Origin of the sequence: Acidianus manzaensis (assembly GCF_002116695.1) — an archaeon.
Classification (GTDB): domain Archaea; phylum Thermoproteota; class Thermoprotei_A; order Sulfolobales; family Sulfolobaceae; genus Acidianus; species Acidianus manzaensis.
On record NZ_CP020477.1, the window covers coordinates 1,419,392 to 1,437,357 of the forward strand.

Here is a 17,966-nt window from a genome sequence, read left to right on the forward strand (position 1 = left end):
GTTATACTCTCCTTCCTCTTCTTCCACCAGGTCTTCTTATTGAATCATGAGGTATAGGCGTAACATCCTCTATTCTCCCTATTATAAATCCTGATCTAGCTAATGATCTAATAGCAGGTTGAGCACCAGGACCAGGAGTCTTAGGTCCTGCACCTCCTGGAGCTCTAACTTTTATGTGTATAGCTATCACACCTTTATCTAATGACTCTGCTGCGGCTTTATTTGCTGCTAGCATTGCCGCATATGGAGAGGCCTTTTCTCTATCTGCCTTTACAACCATGCCTCCTGAAGCTTTAGATACCATCTCTGAACCACTAATATCGGTTATAGATATTATAGTATTATTTTGAGACGCAAAGATATGGGCAATACCCCATTTAATTTCACGCCTGCTCGACATTTACCTCACCCTTTGATTGTTCTTGTGTTTTTTCTTGCTGCATAGTAGGTGGCCTAGATTTAAAGATTGATGTAGGATAAAAGTCTATTGAATCTTCTTCATCTCTTGGAACAATATAGCCTGGAGATGTTATTTTTTTGCCTCCAATAGCTATATGACCATGAGTTATTAGTTGTCTTGCTTGATATATTGTTCTAGCTAATCCTTTCTTAAATACAATTGTCTGTAATCTTCTTTCTAATAAATCCTCTTCTTTAAGACCTAAAATATCATCTACTGTAGCGTTTTGAGAATTCAATAATCCCATCCTATATACTTTACCTATCAATTGCTTTTCTCTAACTAATCTTTCTGCTGGTGGTAATGCTAGTAATGCTCTTGCCATATGTCTAAATCTTCTTACTATTGTTCTGGCTAGCCAAATTTCTTTTTTATTTCTTAATCCATATCTACCTAATAATTCTTGTTCATGAGATAAGGATTCTCTTATCCATGGTAATCCTGGTCCTTCCCATTTTTTCCTACTTTTTCTTGGATCTCCCATTTATTTCACCCCTTATTTCTTAGTTTGAGAAGTAGATTGAGACTGTGCACTAGGCGCTGCAGATGGCTGTGCAGCTCTTGCAGCCCCTCTCTTTACTCCAACGGTAGTTCCTATTCTTCCAGTTGTTCTTGTTCTTTGCCCTCTTACCTTTAAGCCTAAAGAATGTCTTACTCCTCTCCAGCTCTTAGCTTTCTTTTCCCTTTCTATATCATTTCTAGCATAAAATATTAATTCAGATGTGACAAGATGTAAGTCTTGTCCTGTTTCATAATCTTTTCTTCTATTATACATCCATGAAGGTAATCCGTTTACTTGCTTGTTAGCCATTATTTCTTCTATTTTCTTCAATTGAGCGTCAGTTAATTCTCCTAATCTTTTATCCTTATCTAATCCTGTTTTCATTACTATTGCTCTAGCAGTATTATATCCTATTCCTTTTATCATAGCTAATGCATACGGAACTTTCATAGTTCCGTCTATATCTTGACCAAAGAGCCTAACGATGTACCTAAATGATTCGGACATTATTATCAACTGTATGGACTATGCAAAAGACCTTTTTAAATTTTTCAATACCTTTTTCTTCTTGTCTATTGATGTTAACATAGACTTAGTTAGCTTTTCTTCTATTTCTTGTATAGTGTATGGAGAAATATTATCTATTACTTTTTTTAAAGGAGTATATGGACTTTCTCTGAATCTTGGTTCTATTTGCTTACCATCTGAGGATACAATAGGATAACCAGAGTATTTTGTTACTTCTCCTATGATGTCTGCTTTAATACCTTTTTTAGATAATTTTTCTACTATATCTTCGTTATAAGAAAAAAGTAGTATAGAATCTATTGATACGCCTAATGGGTCTATTTTAAGATCCTCTAACATTTTTAGAACTTTAGGATTTATTAATCTTAAAAATCTTTCTATATCTATTTTAAAAGTGACTTTAGAATTTTCTGATATTTCTACAGCATCAATTCTTATTCCTCCGTTTGTAACATCTGTCATTGATAAAATTTCGTCTCTATTTTCTAATGCAGTTTTGCAAGCTATTAACTCGTCAAGTCTCAATGTTTCTTCTAATACATCTTCATAACCATTGAAGATTGCTGTTGATGCTATAGTTCCTCCGCCATTACCTTGAGTCATTATTATTTTCATACCTTCCTTTACGTTACTTCTTAATAACGGATTTCCATTTATTACTCCTAAAGCTCCTACTCCTCCACTTATTCTTTCTCCTATTACCATGTCTCCTCCTATCCTTAGCGTACTTCCTGCTAATACTTTAATGTTTAAAAAATCAGTAACTGTTGTAACTCCCGCTTCAAAATCAAATAAATATGAAACATCGGTATCATCAGATAAATGAATATCTATTATTACTCCTAAAGGATCAGCTCCCTTAACCATGATATCACGTATTGTTGCTTTTGTAGCAAAAAATCCTGCTAAAAATGGAAAGTAGGACAGTCTTGAATGAATACCATCTACTGCAATGGCTATATTGTTTACTATTCCCGCATCGTCAAATTCTTCCTTTTTGTTACTAATTTGGAAAAGTTTTCTATGGATTAAATGATCTCCGATTCCTCTTGATCCTAATCCTGAATCTCCTGCTTTAATTCCAGAGGGTACTGGCTCGAATTCTTTAAATTTCTGAGAATTTTTAACTTCTGTAATGATGGCTTTAGCTATATTCTCATTTATACTTCTTTTACCTTTATAGAATTCAAGCCATTGTTCTATTATCTTTTCGGCTTTATCTTCAGGTAACTTTCTAGCTATTCCTTCTAAGTCCATATATGAGTAAAGGATTATTATGCTTTTAAGATAAGAGTCTATTATGAAGATTTTTGAAAAAGAACTCCAAATTAAAACACATGAAAGATTTGAAAGTATTGATATTACAAATTATATTAAAGAAGTTAGCAAAAGCATAAATAACGGTATAGCATTTATATTTGTAAAACATACTACTTGCAGTATAATTATTAATGAAGCAGAAAGTGGATTAATGAAAGATTATCTAAATTGGGCTAAAAAATTAGTTCCACCAGAAGGAGAGTTTAATCACAATCTAATTGATAATAATGGTCATGCACACATATTATCAGCGATAATAGGAAATTCCAGAACAATTCCAATAAAAGATGGAAATTTAGATTTAGGAACTTGGCAGAGAATAATCTTACTAGAATTTGATGGTCCTAGAACAAGGACAATTAATGTGAAAATTATGGGAGAATAATAACTTTTTTAGTAGTTTTAGTACTTAATATATTGATTAGAGTTGCCAGTCTCTACTTTCTCTGTATTAGATAAACTAGATTATTGCAATGATAAAGAATGTATAGAAAACCTAGTTGATGAATATCTTAAATCTTTAATTACAAGTAGTAAATATGAACCTAATTTTAAACTATTTCAAGACGAAGATGGAATAGATGAAAGAGTAATTACAAACTCATACATATTTAGCGAATCACTAATGAAAAAAGTAATTTTTTCTGATATTGATTTCGATATAATCATTCAAGATTTAGAGAAAAAACTTGGTAATATGCATCCAGTAGTCATGTTTTTAAAGCAATTTAAAGACCAATAGGACTTTTTATTTTCCTTATGCTTTTTTAGATTTGGGGATGATTATTTGGAAAACGCCATTTCACTTATAACTAAAAATACAGAAGAAATTGTAACATTAGATGAGCTTAAGAAAAAAATACAAAATGGAGATAAACTTACTGGATATTTGGGATTTGAACCTAGCGGTTTATTTCATATAGGATGGCTCATATGGGCTCAAAAAGTCAAAGACCTAATGAACGCCGGAGTAAAAATGAAATTGCTAGTAGCAACATGGCATGCTTGGATAAACGATAAATTAGGCGGAGATATGGAATTAATTGAAAAAGCTGGAAAATACACTATAGATATATTATCAGCATATGGTATAGACACGTCTAAATTAGACATAGTAGACGCAAATGACTTAATAAAAGACAAAAATTACTGGGAATTAGTATTAAGAGTAGCTAAAAATACTACCTTAGCAAGAATGAAAAGAGCATTAACAATAATGGGAAGAAAAACTGATGAAGCAGAATTAGATACATCTAAATTATTTTACCCTGCAATGCAAGTCAGTGATATATTTTATTTAGACGTCGATATAGCACTAGGAGGAACTGACCAAAGGAAGGCACATATGTTAGCTAGAGAAGTAGCTGAAAGGCTAAATAAAAAGAAAGTAATCGCAATTCATACTCCTTTATTAGTAGGACTAAAAGGAGGACAAAGAATGGAATCCTTAGAAGAAGATGAATTATTAGCAGACGTAAAAATGAGTAAATCTAAACCAGAAAATGCAATATTTGTTAATGATAGCCAAGAAGAAATAGAAAGCAAAATAAGAGCAGCTTATTGTCCTAAAGGAATAGTAGACTTGAATCCGATTTTACAAATTGACAAATACATTATATTTGCTAATACGGATACTTTCAAAATAGAAAGAGACATAAAATATGGTGGAGATATAGAATTCAAAAATTACGAAGAACTAGAAAAAGCTTATGTAGAAGGAAAAATCCACCCAATGGACTTAAAAACTGCAACTGCAAGAAAACTAAATGAAATATTAGATCCTATAAGGAAAAAGATAAACACACCAGAATATCAAGAATTAACATCTATAATAATAAAGAACGTAACAAGGTGAAAAAAATGAAATATGTTGTAAAATTATATTTCGAATGTGACGGAATAGTAGATAAACCAGACGTGATAGGAGCAATATTTGGACAAACTGAAAATCTATTTGGAGAAGAATTTGATTTAAGGGAACTTCAAGATAAAGGCAGATTAGGTAGAATTTCGGTAGATATGGATACTAAAGGTGGAAAAAGTAAAGGAATAATAGAAATACCTTCTAATTTAGATAGAATAGAGACTGCACTTATTGCATCAATGGTAGAGAGTGTAGAAAAAATAGGACCATATAATGCTAAATTTGAACTTAGAGAAATACAAGATATAAGAGCTGAAAAACTAAAGAAGATCATAGATAGAGCCAAAGAAATATTAACCAACTGGAGCAAAGAAAAAACTCTTGATATTAAAGAAGTTCTAAATGAGATAAGTAATGCAGTTAAGATAGGAGAAATTTCTGAGTATGGTCCAGAAAGATTACCTGCTGGTCCCGATGTACTTACTGATCCAAATCTGATAATCGTGGAAGGAAGAGCTGACATCATAAATCTATTAAGATATGGATACAGAAATACAGTAGCAGTAGAAGGCGCAAGTGGTAAAATACCAGAAAGTGTAGTTGAATTAAGCAAACAAAAGAGGACTGTAATAGCATTCTTAGATGGAGATCATGGTGGAGATTTAATACTTAAAGAATTACTTAATGCAAATACTAAGATTGACTTCGTAGCAAGAGCTCCAGTAGGAAGAGAAGTAGAAGAATTAACGGGAAAAGAAATTACGAAGGCTTTATCTAATATGATGCCACTTACACAATATCTAAAGAGACAACAAGAAACTCAAACTACAGAAGCATTATTAAGACAAGCTCCAGCTGAAGAAAATGCGCAAATGGCAACAACTACTGTAACTACAATAGTACAACCAAAAGAAGTTCAAATCCAAATACCTGCTTCTGCAATTGAAGAAATAAAGAAATTACCTGGAACTTTAGAAGGTATAATGTTTGATGAAAACTGGAATCCTATTGAAAAAATACAAGTAAGAGATATAATACCTAAATTAGAAGCTGCAGAAGAAAATAAGGTTGCTTACATAATATTTGATGGTGTGATAACGCAAAGGCTTCTAGAATTAGCATCTGAGAAGAAGGTTAAGCTTCTAGTAGGAGTAAGAATTGGAGGAATAACTAAAAGTTTAGACAATGTAAAAATACTTACAATATCTGATATACTCACTTCTTATTAAAGAAATCCATTATATTTATTCCAGTATTTTTTAATGTATTCTCTGTAATTCCAAACTGTTCTAAAATTCTTAATGTTGATGGCACTATTTGTCTATCTATATAATAGTCAATATCAATTCTTGACTTATCTTTTACCATAAAGTATGGTTCTGCTCTTTGCGAAATTTTGCCATTACCTTTAACAACTATATAACCTATTTTTCCTCCTTTAAATATAGCATATCCTGCTTTCATAGCCTTCTTTGCTGCATTAACATGTGGCGCGTCTACATTATATTCATTTATATCTTTATCTAAAGATTTCCAGATAACTAAATCTTCTATATTAAATTCTCTTCTCCTCAACTTCATAATTGTTTCTCTTACTAATTTTACTGCATCGTCTATGCTTGACGTTAATACTTTTACTATTACATCTTTTTGTATGTTTTTAGCTAAATCGCACCAATCTCCTCTTATAGCTTCAAATCCTACTATGTCTATCTTACCTTCTTTTGTTATACCAGCATAGCGTTTTTTATTTTCTGTAAAGAATATTTTTTCATATTCTTTATCAATTTTTATATCTAATCCAAATTTATCTATAATTTCTTTTACAATATTATTTATTTTAGATTCGTCTTTAGCTGTAATAAATACTGAATCAGTATCTCCGTATATTACTTCAAATCCTTCGCTTTGTACTAGTTTTGCTACTTCTGATATTGTTTCTCTTCCCCACGCTGTTACAGCTTCAGCACCTTCTTTACTATACCATCTAGCACCTAGCCATCCCATATATCCATAAAAGGCATTAGCCATAATCTTTAATGCTCTTTGTCTTTCATCTAGTCTTCTTCTTTCATACTCGTTCTCAACTTCTTTTAATTTACTCTTTACTTCTTTTCTTTCTTCTACTAATTTTTGTAATATAGTTTTATAAAATCCATCTGGAGACTTCCTAAACTTATGCCCTACTTCTGGAGCTACCCAACAATTATCGCATTCTCCTTTAACTAACGTATCTGGACCGATATTGTATTTAATCATTATTGAAGGATACATAGAGGAGAAATCTAGAACATATACTTTTTCATGAATTCCAGGCTTTGGTGGAATTACAAGACCTCCTTTATAACTTTCATATTCCCTTTCTACACGATTTGGAATAATTTCATTATAAAAGAATGCTTCTCTCATTAATAACCATTCTACTCTATATCCAACGCTTGCCATTGACAATTGATCAAGTGGCAAACCAGTTATTGTTGTTATTTGTTCGCCAAAGGGCAAAAACGCATCTTTCAATAAATACGTGGATTTTACATCATCTAAATTATATTGTAATAATATTTTTCTTTTTTTATCATCTGTCCAATATTCTGGAATTTGATACCATTCTAGGTTTACTCTTTGAGTTTTAGGTAATATGCCTAGATAATCTGCTATATTATCTAAGCTTTTCACCTTAACTTCTTCTATACTCATTGCAAATCCAAATAAATCTACGTTTAGTCTGCCAACAATTGAGTAATGGCCATACGTTCCTTGTGTTGGTTCTGAATTAATTTTCCTTCCAATGTCAAGCTTTACGTTTCTTAATTTTGTCCTTTCTAATAAGTAAGGCCAATCAAATCTATTTGAATTATAACCTAATATTATATCGGGATCATGATTTAATACAAAATTAGAAAACTCTCTTATTGTCTTAAGATCGTCATCATCTGTTATGAATTGCTTTTCTCCTTCATCTGTCCAAACTCCTATAATTATGACTGGATCTCTTCTAGGATTAGGCGAGCCATACTTATTAAAGACCTCTATATCAAAAGCCATAATTTTCAAATCAGGTGGTTTATCCTCATACGTTTCCAAAATATTCTTTAATTCGTATACTTTTTTTACTCTGAATTTTTCGTTAGGTATTTCTTCTACATCTGCTTTAAACCATGTGAATGGTTTTAGATTTTTATCTATTGAATATCTCATGTAAAATCGTATATCAGCTTCTACTACTTCTTTTATCCCCTTAATTTTACTTACTTGATCCCTATATATTCTAATATATGCTGGAATAATAGTTTCTATTCTTAATACCTTTACAGGATTTCCATAATACTTTCTTTCTAACTGATCTATATTAGTAATTGGAGATGCAGGAGTGCTAAGCTTTTTTATCTCATCAGTAATTTTTTCTATATCTGGGTTATCGTCTAGTACGGCATAAAAGTATGGCCTAAAGTTTTTTTCTAGTACTACTACTCTGTTTCCTTCTTTATCTACACACCAAATGTAAATTAATGGCTTATTATCCTCAACATCATAGGAAAAGTCGATTATATAATAATCTTGTATCATAGATAATATAGTATCTTTCTAACATTAATAATTACTCTAATCCTTCTCTATTTAGTAAATATTTTACCATTACATATGCATGTTTTCCTCTTCCATAGTAATTTTTTCTAGTAAACATAATTAAATAATTATTACTATGATAGAAGAAAATTGCAGAATAATTAGTAACCATTACCTCTAGATATGAATAAAAACAACTAGCAGACAAAAATCTTTCTTCAAGTTTATTTATAAGCATATTTCCTATCCCTTGATTTCTATATTCTTTTTTTACAGCTATGGAAACTATATGTCCTCTAGTTTTAAATTGTATAATTCCAATTATATATCCTAAAATCTTACCATCCTCTTTAGCAACTAAATAAAATCCATTAGCCAGATAAAGATATGCTTTAAGTAAAGAGTATGGATAAGGATTATCGAACGACTCTACTTCAATATTATAGATCTGCGGTAAATCCTCTTCTGACGCATCAGTTATAATTACCACAAAAGGACTATACTATAGTGGATAATGAAAGTTTTGGAATATGACGAGAAAAAAGGGATAATGAGACTACATATAGAAGATGAAGATGATTTGTGGACTATACATATGATATTGAACAAAGGAGATAAAATAATAGCAAGAACCAGTAGGGATGTTGGACTAGGAAATGAATCTCATAGAGTTTCAATGGTAATGCAATTACAAGTTGAATACACAGAATTTCAAGCATTCACTACTAGGTTGAGAATTCATGGTTTAGTTTTAGATGCACCAGAAAAATATAGCGTAAAAGGATCACATCATACTATAAACCTAGATATAGGAGACGAAATAGTAATTATAAAGGATAAATGGAATAAATCTACAATAGATAGAATTTACAGACAAGCAGAGAAAAAAAGTAAAGTACTTATATCATTAGTCGACTTTGATGAATATCTTATTGCTATACCTATGGCTCAAGGAATAAAAATCCTTCAAGAAAAAAGTTTAGAAACTCCTAATAAAGAAGAAGAGAACATAATTGAAGATAATGCCAAAGAAGTTTCTAAAGAGATAGAAAATTATGTTAAAGAATATCAACCAGATGCAATAATACTTGCAGGCCCAGGACCCTTTAAGGAAATAGTAAAGAGCATGCTTAATATAAAGAATATTAAAATCTATATAGATTCAGTATCATCTGCAACTAGATCTGGTTTAAATGAAATATTAAAAAGAGACATAATAGATCAAATAATGAGAGATTACGAAATTTCCAAAAGTATAAAAGATTTAGAAAGGGCTTTATATTTACTTTCTAAAAATCCAGAATTACTAGCTTACGGAGTGGAAGAAGTAAAGAATGCATCAGCTTTAGGCGCAGTTGATACGTTATTAGTCTTAGAAGACATGATTACAGAGAGTCAAGATATTCAAGATCTAATGGAAGATGTTGAAAAGAAAGGAGGAAAAGTAGAAATTATCCCTAGAGATTCTCCAATTTATTTTCAAGTAAAAAATCTTTCAGGAATTATAGCTTTACTTAGATTTAGAATAAGCTAACTTTTGTGAAACTTTTAAACCATAAGGTAACATTTCTTCAATTATAATTTCATCTACACTGTATTTTTTGAGTATATCGTCTATAACTAGAGGAGACACAATATAATGCTCACTATCTATCTTTTCCCCATAATCAGAGATATTATCTGTAGTTTTTATCCTAGCTCTAATTATTGTACCTTCTCCAGAATATTCATCAAAAGGTTTAGCGGACATTTTTATAGTCCTTAGAAATCTGGTTCTAGTTTCTACTATATCTTTATATACTGAGCTACAATAATGTAAATTAATATCAGAAAATTCATATAACTTAAGAATTTCAGACGCTAGCTTAAAACTTCCACTAGATCCAGCAAGGCCATGCGAAATTCTTAAACCTTTAGCATTGAGATTTTGATAATTTCTCTCTGTTATTTCTAATTCATTTAGATTTACAAATTTTACCTTATGGTCTATTGCCCACTGAATTACAAATTTTAAGTATTCCTCTTCTCCAGGTATTGACGGAACTTCTATACCTACATCAAAATTGTATTTCAATGCCTTCTCTATTGCTTTTAAATAATCCAATTTTAATGGGTGAAATCTTATTTCATCTAATCCAGATTCTTGTAATGCGTCCAATGCATCATAATTAATGTAGCGACCAGAAGTATATAGATGTATATGAAAGCTTTCTCCAAACTCAGTTTTAAACATTTTTATTAAATTAGTTACTCTATCAATATGTAAAATTGGATCTCCACCAGTAATACCAGCACCTAAAGCGTTCATCTTGTAAGCTTCATAAATGAAATCGTATAAGCTAGTAGTTTTTTTCTCATTAGCAAACATTGAATCCTTTCCAAATCTTTGATCGCTTACTGGACAATAGTAGCAATTATCCCCGCATTCTCCAGAAATAAATACTACTATTTTACTGCCTAGCCTGCATAATTCACAACCTTTAGGTAAATCCCTATTATACAACGTTATTTCTGAATTTCCCTTTAACATGGTTTATTATCCACTCTTTTATCTCTGGATTTTTAATATCTTCTGACTCTAAAAGTTCTTCTAATTCTTTTTTTCCTATTTTTTCATTTAACGGTTTATTAGCTTGAATCTTTGGTCCTCCTTCATTACCTCCTTCTGGAAAATACCATAACTTGAACCATGTAAATCCTGCTTTAAGTAAGGCGAATCCTAAGGGAGTATCTATTGCTGAAAAACCTCTAGAAATTAACTCTAGAGTTTCTTTATCCTTATCATAAGTTACGAACAGTCTTGAATTGCTAGGCATAAAATTAAAGATTAGCCTAAAAAATTCTACCTCTAGATCACCTTTTTCTTTTCTTAACCAAGGTATATAATCTATTTCTAGCCATGCAGGATAATTTTCTTGGCTTCTCCCAGAAAAATAATTACATCTACCTAGTAGTTTGTTGTCTAAATATATTTCAAAATAAGATAATTCTCTTATGTGAGTTTTTCTTTCATTTTTAATTCGAATAATATAATTACCTATATTACCTTGAAGCATTGATAATCCTCCTAAAGAATTTATTAGTTTTATATAATTCTCTTATTGCTTCTTCGAAGTTTTCATCATTATCTAAATCATATCTCAAAAATACTCCGCTCTTACCTTTATCTTCACGCTTTAGCAATAGTAGCTCTCTTTCTTTGATCGTAGAAAGAGATATTCCTAATAATTTTGCAGCATATTCTTCATTATTTAAAATGGGTATTTCTGTATGTCCATTAGCAGTAGGTATTATCAAGTCCAATTTTTTATTTATACCTGGAACTCTTCTATTTTTTATCACATCTTGAAAATTTAAAATTCCTCCAAAATAATAAAATTCTTCTTCATCTTTTTTCAATTTAGACAAAGGAAACGAAATTACTATCATTTCTTTAGGATCTATAGAAATGTACGCTTTAGGAGTAGATATAGGAGTAGCTTGTATTATAAACTTATGATCAGCGTCTAACATATCTAATTCAAAAATCTTTGGATGAAATACTATAATATCTATATCACTATCTTTTTTAACATCTCCTCTAGCTATTGAGCCATATATATATCCATTTACGTTAAGTTGCTGTAATTTTATCAAAATATTTCTAGCAATATTTCTTTTCTCGTTTAGTAGTTTCCATTGCGCTTCAGTATACTGTATTTCCACAATTAATTTATATTTCCTTGAACTAGTTAAATTCTTGTGAATCTAGGATTAGAAGTGTTCTTGATAGGATTTGTACTCTTTTGGATAATACTGTTCTTACTAAGGAAAAAATTAGAGAATAAAGGATTCAATATTTACCCGTTATTCTTAATGTGGAGGAAAAGTACAAGAGCGCAATGGTTTCCTAACTTTTCTACATCTAAATTCTATAGAAAATTCGAAAATATAGCTATAGTTCTTGGAATTATATCTATGATAGGCGGAATAGTACTAATTTATTACACTCTAACAGGATTAATTTTTCATCCTACTACCACTACTGCTAGATTGGAACCTATAATACCAGGAGTTACTATTAGCATTTCTTACTTACCCTACATATTATTAGCATTAGGAATATCTGTGACATTGCATGAACTAGCTCATGCACTATCCTCGACGTCTAATAAGATAAACGTTAGAAATGGAGGATTTATACTAATTGGTATTTTTCCAGGAGCATTTGTAGAGCCAGACGAAGAAGAATTTATGAAGTCAAACTTAACATCAAAGATTAAGATAATAGCTGCTGGAATAGCAGTTAATTTAATTTTAGCCGGAATATTCTTTCCTTTAGCTACTTATCTTCCTCCTTACTTGTCTCAAGGCATTTTAGTAGAGAGTGTAATACCTCATAGTGCAGCGTATAATTCATCAATATCTGCCGGAGATATAATACTAAGCATAAATGGAATAAGGACAACTACCTTTTCTCAATTATCTTATGCGTTAGACAAAGCCACTAATTATTCAATATTACTTAAGACGACAAACGGATCTATTATTACTACACATGCATATTCTGCTTCGCATTTCCTAGGGATTTATGTTACTTACGCATTTCCATCTTATTTGTTGCCAATATTAGAGTTCTTCACATGGATGTTCATAATTAATTTTAGCTTAGCATTATTAAATGGAGCACCACTAGTAATTACAGATGGTGGAAAAATCTTTACAGAGATTCTAAAGAAAATCAATTTACAATATGGTGAAAAAATATCCTACGGGTTACAAGCAATATTTCTAATGTCTTTAATATATGCTGTAATGCTTTCAGTATCTACTTAATCTTCTTCTATTAATTTTGCGCTAATCATAGGGAATGGTATTACTTCTTTTATGCTTTGATTATTAGTTAATAACATAACTAATCTATCAATACCTATACCTAAACCACCTGTAGGAGGCATTCCATAAGATAATGCCCTTATAAAGTCTTTATCATATGGATGAGCTTCTTGATCTCCTCTTTTCATCATTTCTTGTTCTTCTCTAAATAATTTATCTTGCAATATAGGATCATTAAGTTCAGTATATGCATTAGCTAATTCTACACCAGTAACATAAAGTTCAAATCTTTCCACTAAGCCTTCTTTAGACCTATGTGGTTTACATAATGGTGTAGTTTCTATTGGATAATCAGTGACAAATGTTGGTTGAATTAAGTTAGGAGTAACTAGCTTATCAAATAATTTTTCTATCATTAGTCCTCTAATATATAAGTTCCCTCTTGGTATTAGCCCGTATTTATTCATTAAGTCTTTTAATTGATCATCAGTAAAACTATCAATGTTCTTACCTAAGGCTTCACTTAGAGAATCAAGCATAGTTATTTTTTTGAACTGGGATAGGTCTATATCGTAGTCTTTTTCACCTATTCTATACTTTATAGTTGTTGAATTCAATGTTTTTTTAGCGACTTCTCTGATCATAGTTTCAGTAAGTTCCATTATATCATTATAATCTGCATAAGCCCAGTAAAGTTCCATTAAAGTAAATTCAGGATTATGCGTTACATCAATATCTTCATTTCTGAACACTTTTCCTATTTCATAAACCTTATCAAAACCTCCTACTATATACCTCTTTAAATATAATTCTAAGGATATTCTAAGATACCATTCTTCATCAAGATAATTCACTTTAGATTTGAATGGCCTAGCTAGTGCTCCTCCATATACTGGCTGAAGTATAGGAGTTTCTACTTCAATAAAGCCTTTAGAGTTTAAGAAATTCCTGATTTCGGTTATTATTTTAAATCGTAATTCCATATTGCGCCTAGCATTACTATTATAAAGAAAATCTACGTATCTATGAGCATATCTAAATTCAGTACTTAACTTTGTCCAATCTGGAGGTTCTATTAACGCTTTGCTTAAAAGCTCATATTCTTTTACTAGTAAAGTCAATTCTCCTTTTGTAGTATAAAATAGGTCTCCTTTTACTCCTATTATATCTCCTCTTCCTATATAATGGAAGAATTCTTCATATTTGTCTCCAAGTTCATTTATTCTTAGATATAATTGGAGCTTTTCACCTTCATCAAAAATATCGACAAATGATGCTTTTCCATGCCTTCTTATGTTAGCAACTCTGCCTGCAGTACTAATATCAAATATAAAAGGTTCATGAGATTTTTCATGCTGTGGATCTTTAGGAATTTGCCTTATCTGATGTATAGTATGTGTTATATTATACTTTTGTGGATAAGGATTAATTCCTTTAGATCTTAATTCATCAATGATTTTTAGCCTTATTTCGTCCCATTTCACACATTAACGAAAAATTACTGGTATATAACATTTTAGTAAATAAGATGTGAAAAATCATTCTACGTCTTTTATTTCTAGTATTTGTAAAAATTTGTTCTTACAGTTTAATATCTTCTCTTTAGTCTCTTCATTTATTTTAATCTCCTTATTAAAAGTCATAGTATCCCCAGATATAAAGGCAATTATAATACATTTACTATATACAAATTTTATATATATTATATCTGAATATACAAATGATATAATCTCATCACAAGAAGTCAATAATTCTAAGATTTTTTCCATATAATTCTTTGCTATTTGGTATTTTTCTTTTGAAGCTTGTTTTTCACGAAAATCCACTCCATCATATTCACCAATTTTTATATTTCCATCACGATAAAGTATCGTATCTATACTATGTTTCCTAAGTTCTACTAAAATATCGCCATTACATCTTACTATTGATTTTGTCATAAGTCTTATCAACTATGACATATGATTTTAGCTTAAATGAGTTTAATAGATAAAGCAAAAAGAATGAAAGAATTAGGAGATGAATATGAAAAGTTATATAACGATATACTTAATCAACTTTTTACCATAATTCCTGATTGCTTTGCATTAAATATGGATGATTCATTAATGCCAGTCTATTCAACGTCAGCATTAAAAACTACTAATGCATTACTAGCCTTTCCTTACAAGTGTTTTGGTGTAGTAGGTTATATCGTAATTACAGAAGATAACAAAATTTACTTCGAAGATACTGAGGGTAATACAAAATTAGTCAAAGAATTATAAAAGGGATGTTTTATATCTTACCTTCCTGAGATCTTTTGAACATGTAAAACGTTAATACATAGAAAATTATCGCTATTATAGTAAATATAATACCGAAGATTACTAGCGGAAATAGTAAATTTGTATTACCATATCCAAAAAATATAGGAAATGGGCCTATTAATACAAGACCTCCTACTGCTGTAGATGTAGTAGATGTTGTAGTAGGTACAGATGTTATACTACCTATAAAAACTAATGCAAATCCTATAAATATAATTAATAACCCTATTCCTAAAATAGATAATCTCATAATTTACATTTTGATATTAGGGTTTATAACGGTGACTTATAAGTGTATTACGGAAATGTAGTTACTGTAATTTCATCAGATAAAGAAAAATCCAAATTAATAGCAGAAAATCTAGGTAAACTCCATGAGAACGAAAAAATACAAATATATTATAGAAAAAAAGAAAATTACATTAGATCAGTCTTAATACCAAGAGATTATCCAGAAAAAATACTAGATGCAGCAGAGGCAATAACATTATCTTCATATTGTATATTTTATTTGCCTACTACTCCAAGTTGGATTGACGGAGAAATAGCACTTTTAATTTCTGCAAATAATTGCAAGGGAGAAATAATAAGTGATCTTCCAGCTGAAAATATTAAAAAATTATTTAAAGGTTTACCAATAGAAAATTTCCCAGTTGTTAATTCTCCATCAGATTTCGAGGAAAAAGAGAAGGATAAAGGTATTATATATATAGATAAGGCGTTCGTGGTTAAAGGAGTAGGGGTAGTAGTAACAGGATTTTCATATACTACAGTAAAAGTTCATGATAAACTTAAAGCAATACCTATTGGAAAAGACGTAGAAATCAAAAGTATTCAAGTATTAGATGAAGATCAAGAAGAAGTAGAACCAGGCATAAGAATAGGATTTGCCTTAAGAAATGTAAAAGAAGATGAGATGAAGGATACGTTTTTACTAATAAAAAATGAAATAAAAATATCTAAAACAATAAAAGGAAAGATATTTACTTTTCCTTGGTCTACTATTAATGATCAAGGGAACTATCATTTTGTAAGTAATGGAGTATCAGTTATGGGTAAATTAAAAATGATAGATAATGCTACAGTAGAAATATCATTAAATGACGAAATTCCTATATCGGAAAGATTTTTAGTAATAGACGTTAATGCAAAGCAAGGAAAACCTAGAATAGTAGGATATATAACTCCAATTTAATAGCCGAGCCCGGATTCGAACCGGGGTCAGCGGGGCCAGAGCCCGCTATCCTTGGCCGCTAGACTACTCGGCTAAATATAATTTTCTAGTTTTATATTCTTAACATTTTCGTAGGTAAAACCAACTAGTATTTTCACTGTTTTATCTTTACTCAACAATACTTAATATAGCACTTGAATTGGGATTTTATTTTCTTATGAATCCATAACTTGGTTAGAGTATTATAAATATATCATAAGTCTAATATTTTTATTAATAATAGATGAAGAGAAAGTTAACTAATAATTAATGATTCGCACTACTATTCGCAGAGATTTATATTTAGAAGTTTAAAAATTGCTATCTAATATTTATATAGAGTATATGCATAGGGTTTAAAAATATTATAGAAAGTTTTATAAGGAGTATAGTAGAAAGATTTAAAAGGGTTTCGGAGCATTGTTAGGTTTTAAACCCGTGGTGGTGAGTTAATGAGCGAAAAAGATTCTCAAGGGTCATCCATTTGTCCACAAGATAAAATAATTTTCGATGCAGATAGGGGAGAATATATTTGCAGTGAAACTGGTGAAGTAATAGAGGAAAGAATAATTGATCAAGGTCCTGAATGGAGGGCCTTTACCCCAGAAGAAAAAGAAAAAAGAAGTAGAGTTGGAGGGCCTTTAAATCAAACTATTCATGATAGAGGTTTATCTACCCTTATAGATTGGAAAGATAAAGACGCAATTGGAAGAAATTTAGACCCTAAGAGAAGATTAGAGGTTTTAAGATGGAGAAAGTGGCAAATAAGGGCCAGAATTCAATCATCTATAGACAGAAATTTAGCACAAGCAATGAATGAATTGGAAAGAATTGGAAATCTTTTAGGATTACCTAAATCAGTAAAAGATGAAGCTGCACTAATTTATAGAAAAGCAGTAGAAAAAGGTTTAGTAAGAGGAAGAAGTATAGAAAGTGTAGTAGCAGCATCTATCTATGCATCATGCAGAAGAATAAAAATAGCTAGAACCCTAGATGAAATTGCTCAATATACTAAAGCTAATCGTAAGGAAGTCGCTAGATGCTATAGACTATTATTAAGAGAATTAGATGTTGAAGTTCCAGTTAGCGATCCTAAAGACTACGTAACAAGAATTGGGTCATTATTAGGTTTAAGCGGAGCATCAATGAAATCTGCAGCAGAGATTCTAGAAAAAGCTAAGAATGTTGGTCTTACTGCTGGTAAAGATCCAGCAGGCTTAGCTGCAGCTGCTATATATATAGCTGCATTAACTAACGATGAAAGAAGAACTCAAAAGGAGATAGCACAAGTAGCTGGAGTTACCGAAGTTACTGTAAGAAATAGATATAAGGAGTTGATCCAAGAATTAAAAATAGAAATACAAAATCAATAATATCTTTTTAATAAA

Annotated in this window: 21 protein-coding genes and 1 tRNA gene; 9 read left to right on the top strand and 13 right to left on the bottom strand. The window is 30.6% G+C overall.

All coding sequences use genetic code 11. From position 1 onward, the window contains the following. Window position 1: 1 nt before the first annotated feature. From B6F84_RS06730 to B6F84_RS06745, 4 genes are read right to left on the bottom strand one after another with little or no spacing between them, the layout of a single operon-like run. The gene (locus tag B6F84_RS06730) at window positions 2–400 is read right to left on the bottom strand and encodes a 30S ribosomal protein S11 (protein ID WP_148691538.1); all 399 of its coding nucleotides are present in this window, start codon (window positions 398–400) and stop codon (window positions 2–4) included. Beyond that, window positions 384–944: a 30S ribosomal protein S4 gene (locus tag B6F84_RS06735; protein ID WP_148691539.1), complete on the bottom strand. Its 561-nt coding sequence runs from the start codon at window positions 942–944 to the stop codon at window positions 384–386. Before B6F84_RS06735 ends, B6F84_RS06730 begins: the two co-directional genes overlap by 17 nt. Before the next feature lie 12 nt (window positions 945–956). Continuing rightward, complete coding sequence (locus B6F84_RS06740; protein WP_148691540.1) at window positions 957–1,469, bottom strand: 30S ribosomal protein S13; 513 nt, start codon at window positions 1,467–1,469, stop codon at window positions 957–959. An 18-nt stretch (window positions 1,470–1,487) separates the two neighbouring features. Then, window positions 1,488–2,747, bottom strand: a complete 1,260-nt coding sequence (locus B6F84_RS06745) for an AIR synthase-related protein (RefSeq protein WP_148691541.1) — start codon at window positions 2,745–2,747, stop codon at window positions 1,488–1,490. A 43-nt stretch (window positions 2,748–2,790) separates the two neighbouring features. On the opposite strand from B6F84_RS06745, the gene B6F84_RS06750 reads away from it, so the two are divergent. The 4 genes from B6F84_RS06750 to dnaG are packed head-to-tail and all read left to right on the top strand — an operon-like array spanning window position 2,791 to window position 5,903. Then, complete coding sequence (locus tag B6F84_RS06750; protein ID WP_148691542.1) at window positions 2,791–3,195, top strand: secondary thiamine-phosphate synthase enzyme YjbQ; 405 nt, start codon at window positions 2,791–2,793, stop codon at window positions 3,193–3,195. Window positions 3,196–3,237: 42 nt separating this feature from the next. Continuing rightward, the gene (locus tag B6F84_RS06755) at window positions 3,238–3,552 is read left to right on the top strand and encodes a hypothetical protein (RefSeq protein ID WP_148691543.1); all 315 of its coding nucleotides are present in this window, start codon (window positions 3,238–3,240) and stop codon (window positions 3,550–3,552) included. 45 nt (window positions 3,553–3,597) lie between these two features. Further along, window positions 3,598–4,665, top strand: a complete 1,068-nt coding sequence (locus tag B6F84_RS06760) for a tyrosine--tRNA ligase (RefSeq protein ID WP_148691544.1) — start codon at window positions 3,598–3,600, stop codon at window positions 4,663–4,665. A 5-nt stretch (window positions 4,666–4,670) separates the two neighbouring features. Continuing rightward, window positions 4,671–5,903, top strand: a complete 1,233-nt coding sequence (dnaG, locus tag B6F84_RS06765) for a DNA primase DnaG (protein ID WP_148691545.1) — start codon at window positions 4,671–4,673, stop codon at window positions 5,901–5,903. Here the strand turns inward: dnaG and B6F84_RS06770 are convergent. Further along, window positions 5,890–8,241: a DNA-directed DNA polymerase gene (locus tag B6F84_RS06770; RefSeq protein ID WP_148691546.1), complete on the bottom strand. Its 2,352-nt coding sequence runs from the start codon at window positions 8,239–8,241 to the stop codon at window positions 5,890–5,892. The genes dnaG and B6F84_RS06770 overlap by 14 nt on opposite strands. A gap of 31 nt (window positions 8,242–8,272) precedes the next feature. Continuing rightward, window positions 8,273–8,731 carry a ribosomal protein S18-alanine N-acetyltransferase gene (rimI, locus tag B6F84_RS06775; RefSeq protein ID WP_148691547.1) on the bottom strand — a complete coding sequence of 153 codons (459 nt, stop codon included), beginning with the start codon at window positions 8,729–8,731 and terminating at the stop codon, window positions 8,273–8,275. 24 nt (window positions 8,732–8,755) lie between these two features. Here rimI and B6F84_RS06780 point away from each other — a divergent pair, with 24 nt between their 5' ends. Next, window positions 8,756–9,775, top strand: coding sequence for an mRNA surveillance protein pelota (locus B6F84_RS06780; RefSeq protein ID WP_148691548.1), 1,020 nt, complete (start codon window positions 8,756–8,758; stop codon window positions 9,773–9,775). Here B6F84_RS06780 and B6F84_RS06785 read toward each other — a convergent pair. From B6F84_RS06785 to B6F84_RS06795, 3 genes are read right to left on the bottom strand one after another with little or no spacing between them, the layout of a single operon-like run. Continuing rightward, window positions 9,752–10,771, bottom strand: coding sequence for a radical SAM protein (locus B6F84_RS06785; protein WP_148691549.1), 1,020 nt, complete (start codon window positions 10,769–10,771; stop codon window positions 9,752–9,754). The two genes, B6F84_RS06780 and B6F84_RS06785, sit on opposite strands and share 24 nt — an antisense overlap. Beyond that, window positions 10,737–11,297, bottom strand: coding sequence for a DUF1122 family protein (locus tag B6F84_RS06790; RefSeq protein ID WP_148691550.1), 561 nt, complete (start codon window positions 11,295–11,297; stop codon window positions 10,737–10,739). Before B6F84_RS06790 ends, B6F84_RS06785 begins: the two co-directional genes overlap by 35 nt. Continuing rightward, window positions 11,284–11,946 (bottom strand): nucleotidyltransferase domain-containing protein, encoded by a 663-nt coding sequence (locus tag B6F84_RS06795; protein WP_148691551.1) that lies wholly within the window; start codon window positions 11,944–11,946, stop codon window positions 11,284–11,286. The genes B6F84_RS06790 and B6F84_RS06795 overlap by 14 nt, the downstream gene beginning before the upstream one ends. Before the next feature lie 36 nt (window positions 11,947–11,982). On the opposite strand from B6F84_RS06795, the gene B6F84_RS06800 reads away from it, so the two are divergent. Then, entirely contained in the window at window positions 11,983–13,056 is a 1,074-nt protein-coding gene (locus B6F84_RS06800) for a site-2 protease family protein (RefSeq protein ID WP_148691552.1), read from the top strand. Here B6F84_RS06800 and lysS read toward each other — a convergent pair. Then, entirely contained in the window at window positions 13,053–14,540 is a 1,488-nt protein-coding gene (lysS, locus tag B6F84_RS06805; protein WP_148691553.1) for a lysine--tRNA ligase, read from the bottom strand. The genes B6F84_RS06800 and lysS overlap by 4 nt on opposite strands. A gap of 54 nt (window positions 14,541–14,594) precedes the next feature. Beyond that, window positions 14,595–14,996 carry a hypothetical protein gene (locus tag B6F84_RS06810; protein WP_148691554.1) on the bottom strand — a complete coding sequence of 134 codons (402 nt, stop codon included), beginning with the start codon at window positions 14,994–14,996 and terminating at the stop codon, window positions 14,595–14,597. Window positions 14,997–15,032: 36 nt separating this feature from the next. Between B6F84_RS06810 and B6F84_RS06815 the strand changes: the two genes are divergently transcribed. After that, window positions 15,033–15,323 carry a hypothetical protein gene (locus B6F84_RS06815; protein WP_148691555.1) on the top strand — a complete coding sequence of 97 codons (291 nt, stop codon included), beginning with the start codon at window positions 15,033–15,035 and terminating at the stop codon, window positions 15,321–15,323. 10 nt (window positions 15,324–15,333) lie between these two features. Here the strand turns inward: B6F84_RS06815 and B6F84_RS06820 are convergent, their stop codons facing one another. Next, window positions 15,334–15,615 carry a TIGR00304 family membrane protein gene (locus tag B6F84_RS06820; RefSeq protein ID WP_148691556.1) on the bottom strand — a complete coding sequence of 94 codons (282 nt, stop codon included), beginning with the start codon at window positions 15,613–15,615 and terminating at the stop codon, window positions 15,334–15,336. Between the two features lie 42 nt (window positions 15,616–15,657). Here B6F84_RS06820 and B6F84_RS06825 point away from each other — a divergent pair, with 42 nt between their 5' ends. Continuing rightward, window positions 15,658–16,560, top strand: a complete 903-nt coding sequence (locus tag B6F84_RS06825; RefSeq protein WP_148691557.1) for a translation elongation factor — start codon at window positions 15,658–15,660, stop codon at window positions 16,558–16,560. Here the strand turns inward: B6F84_RS06825 and B6F84_RS06830 are convergent. Further along, a tRNA-Gln gene (locus tag B6F84_RS06830) sits at window positions 16,561–16,633 on the bottom strand. A gap of 397 nt (window positions 16,634–17,030) precedes the next feature. Between B6F84_RS06830 and B6F84_RS06835 the strand changes: the two genes are divergently transcribed. Further along, a complete protein-coding gene (locus B6F84_RS06835) occupies window positions 17,031–17,951 on the top strand; it encodes a transcription initiation factor IIB (protein WP_148691558.1) in 921 nt (306 codons plus the stop codon). Window positions 17,952–17,966 lie beyond the last annotated feature (15 nt).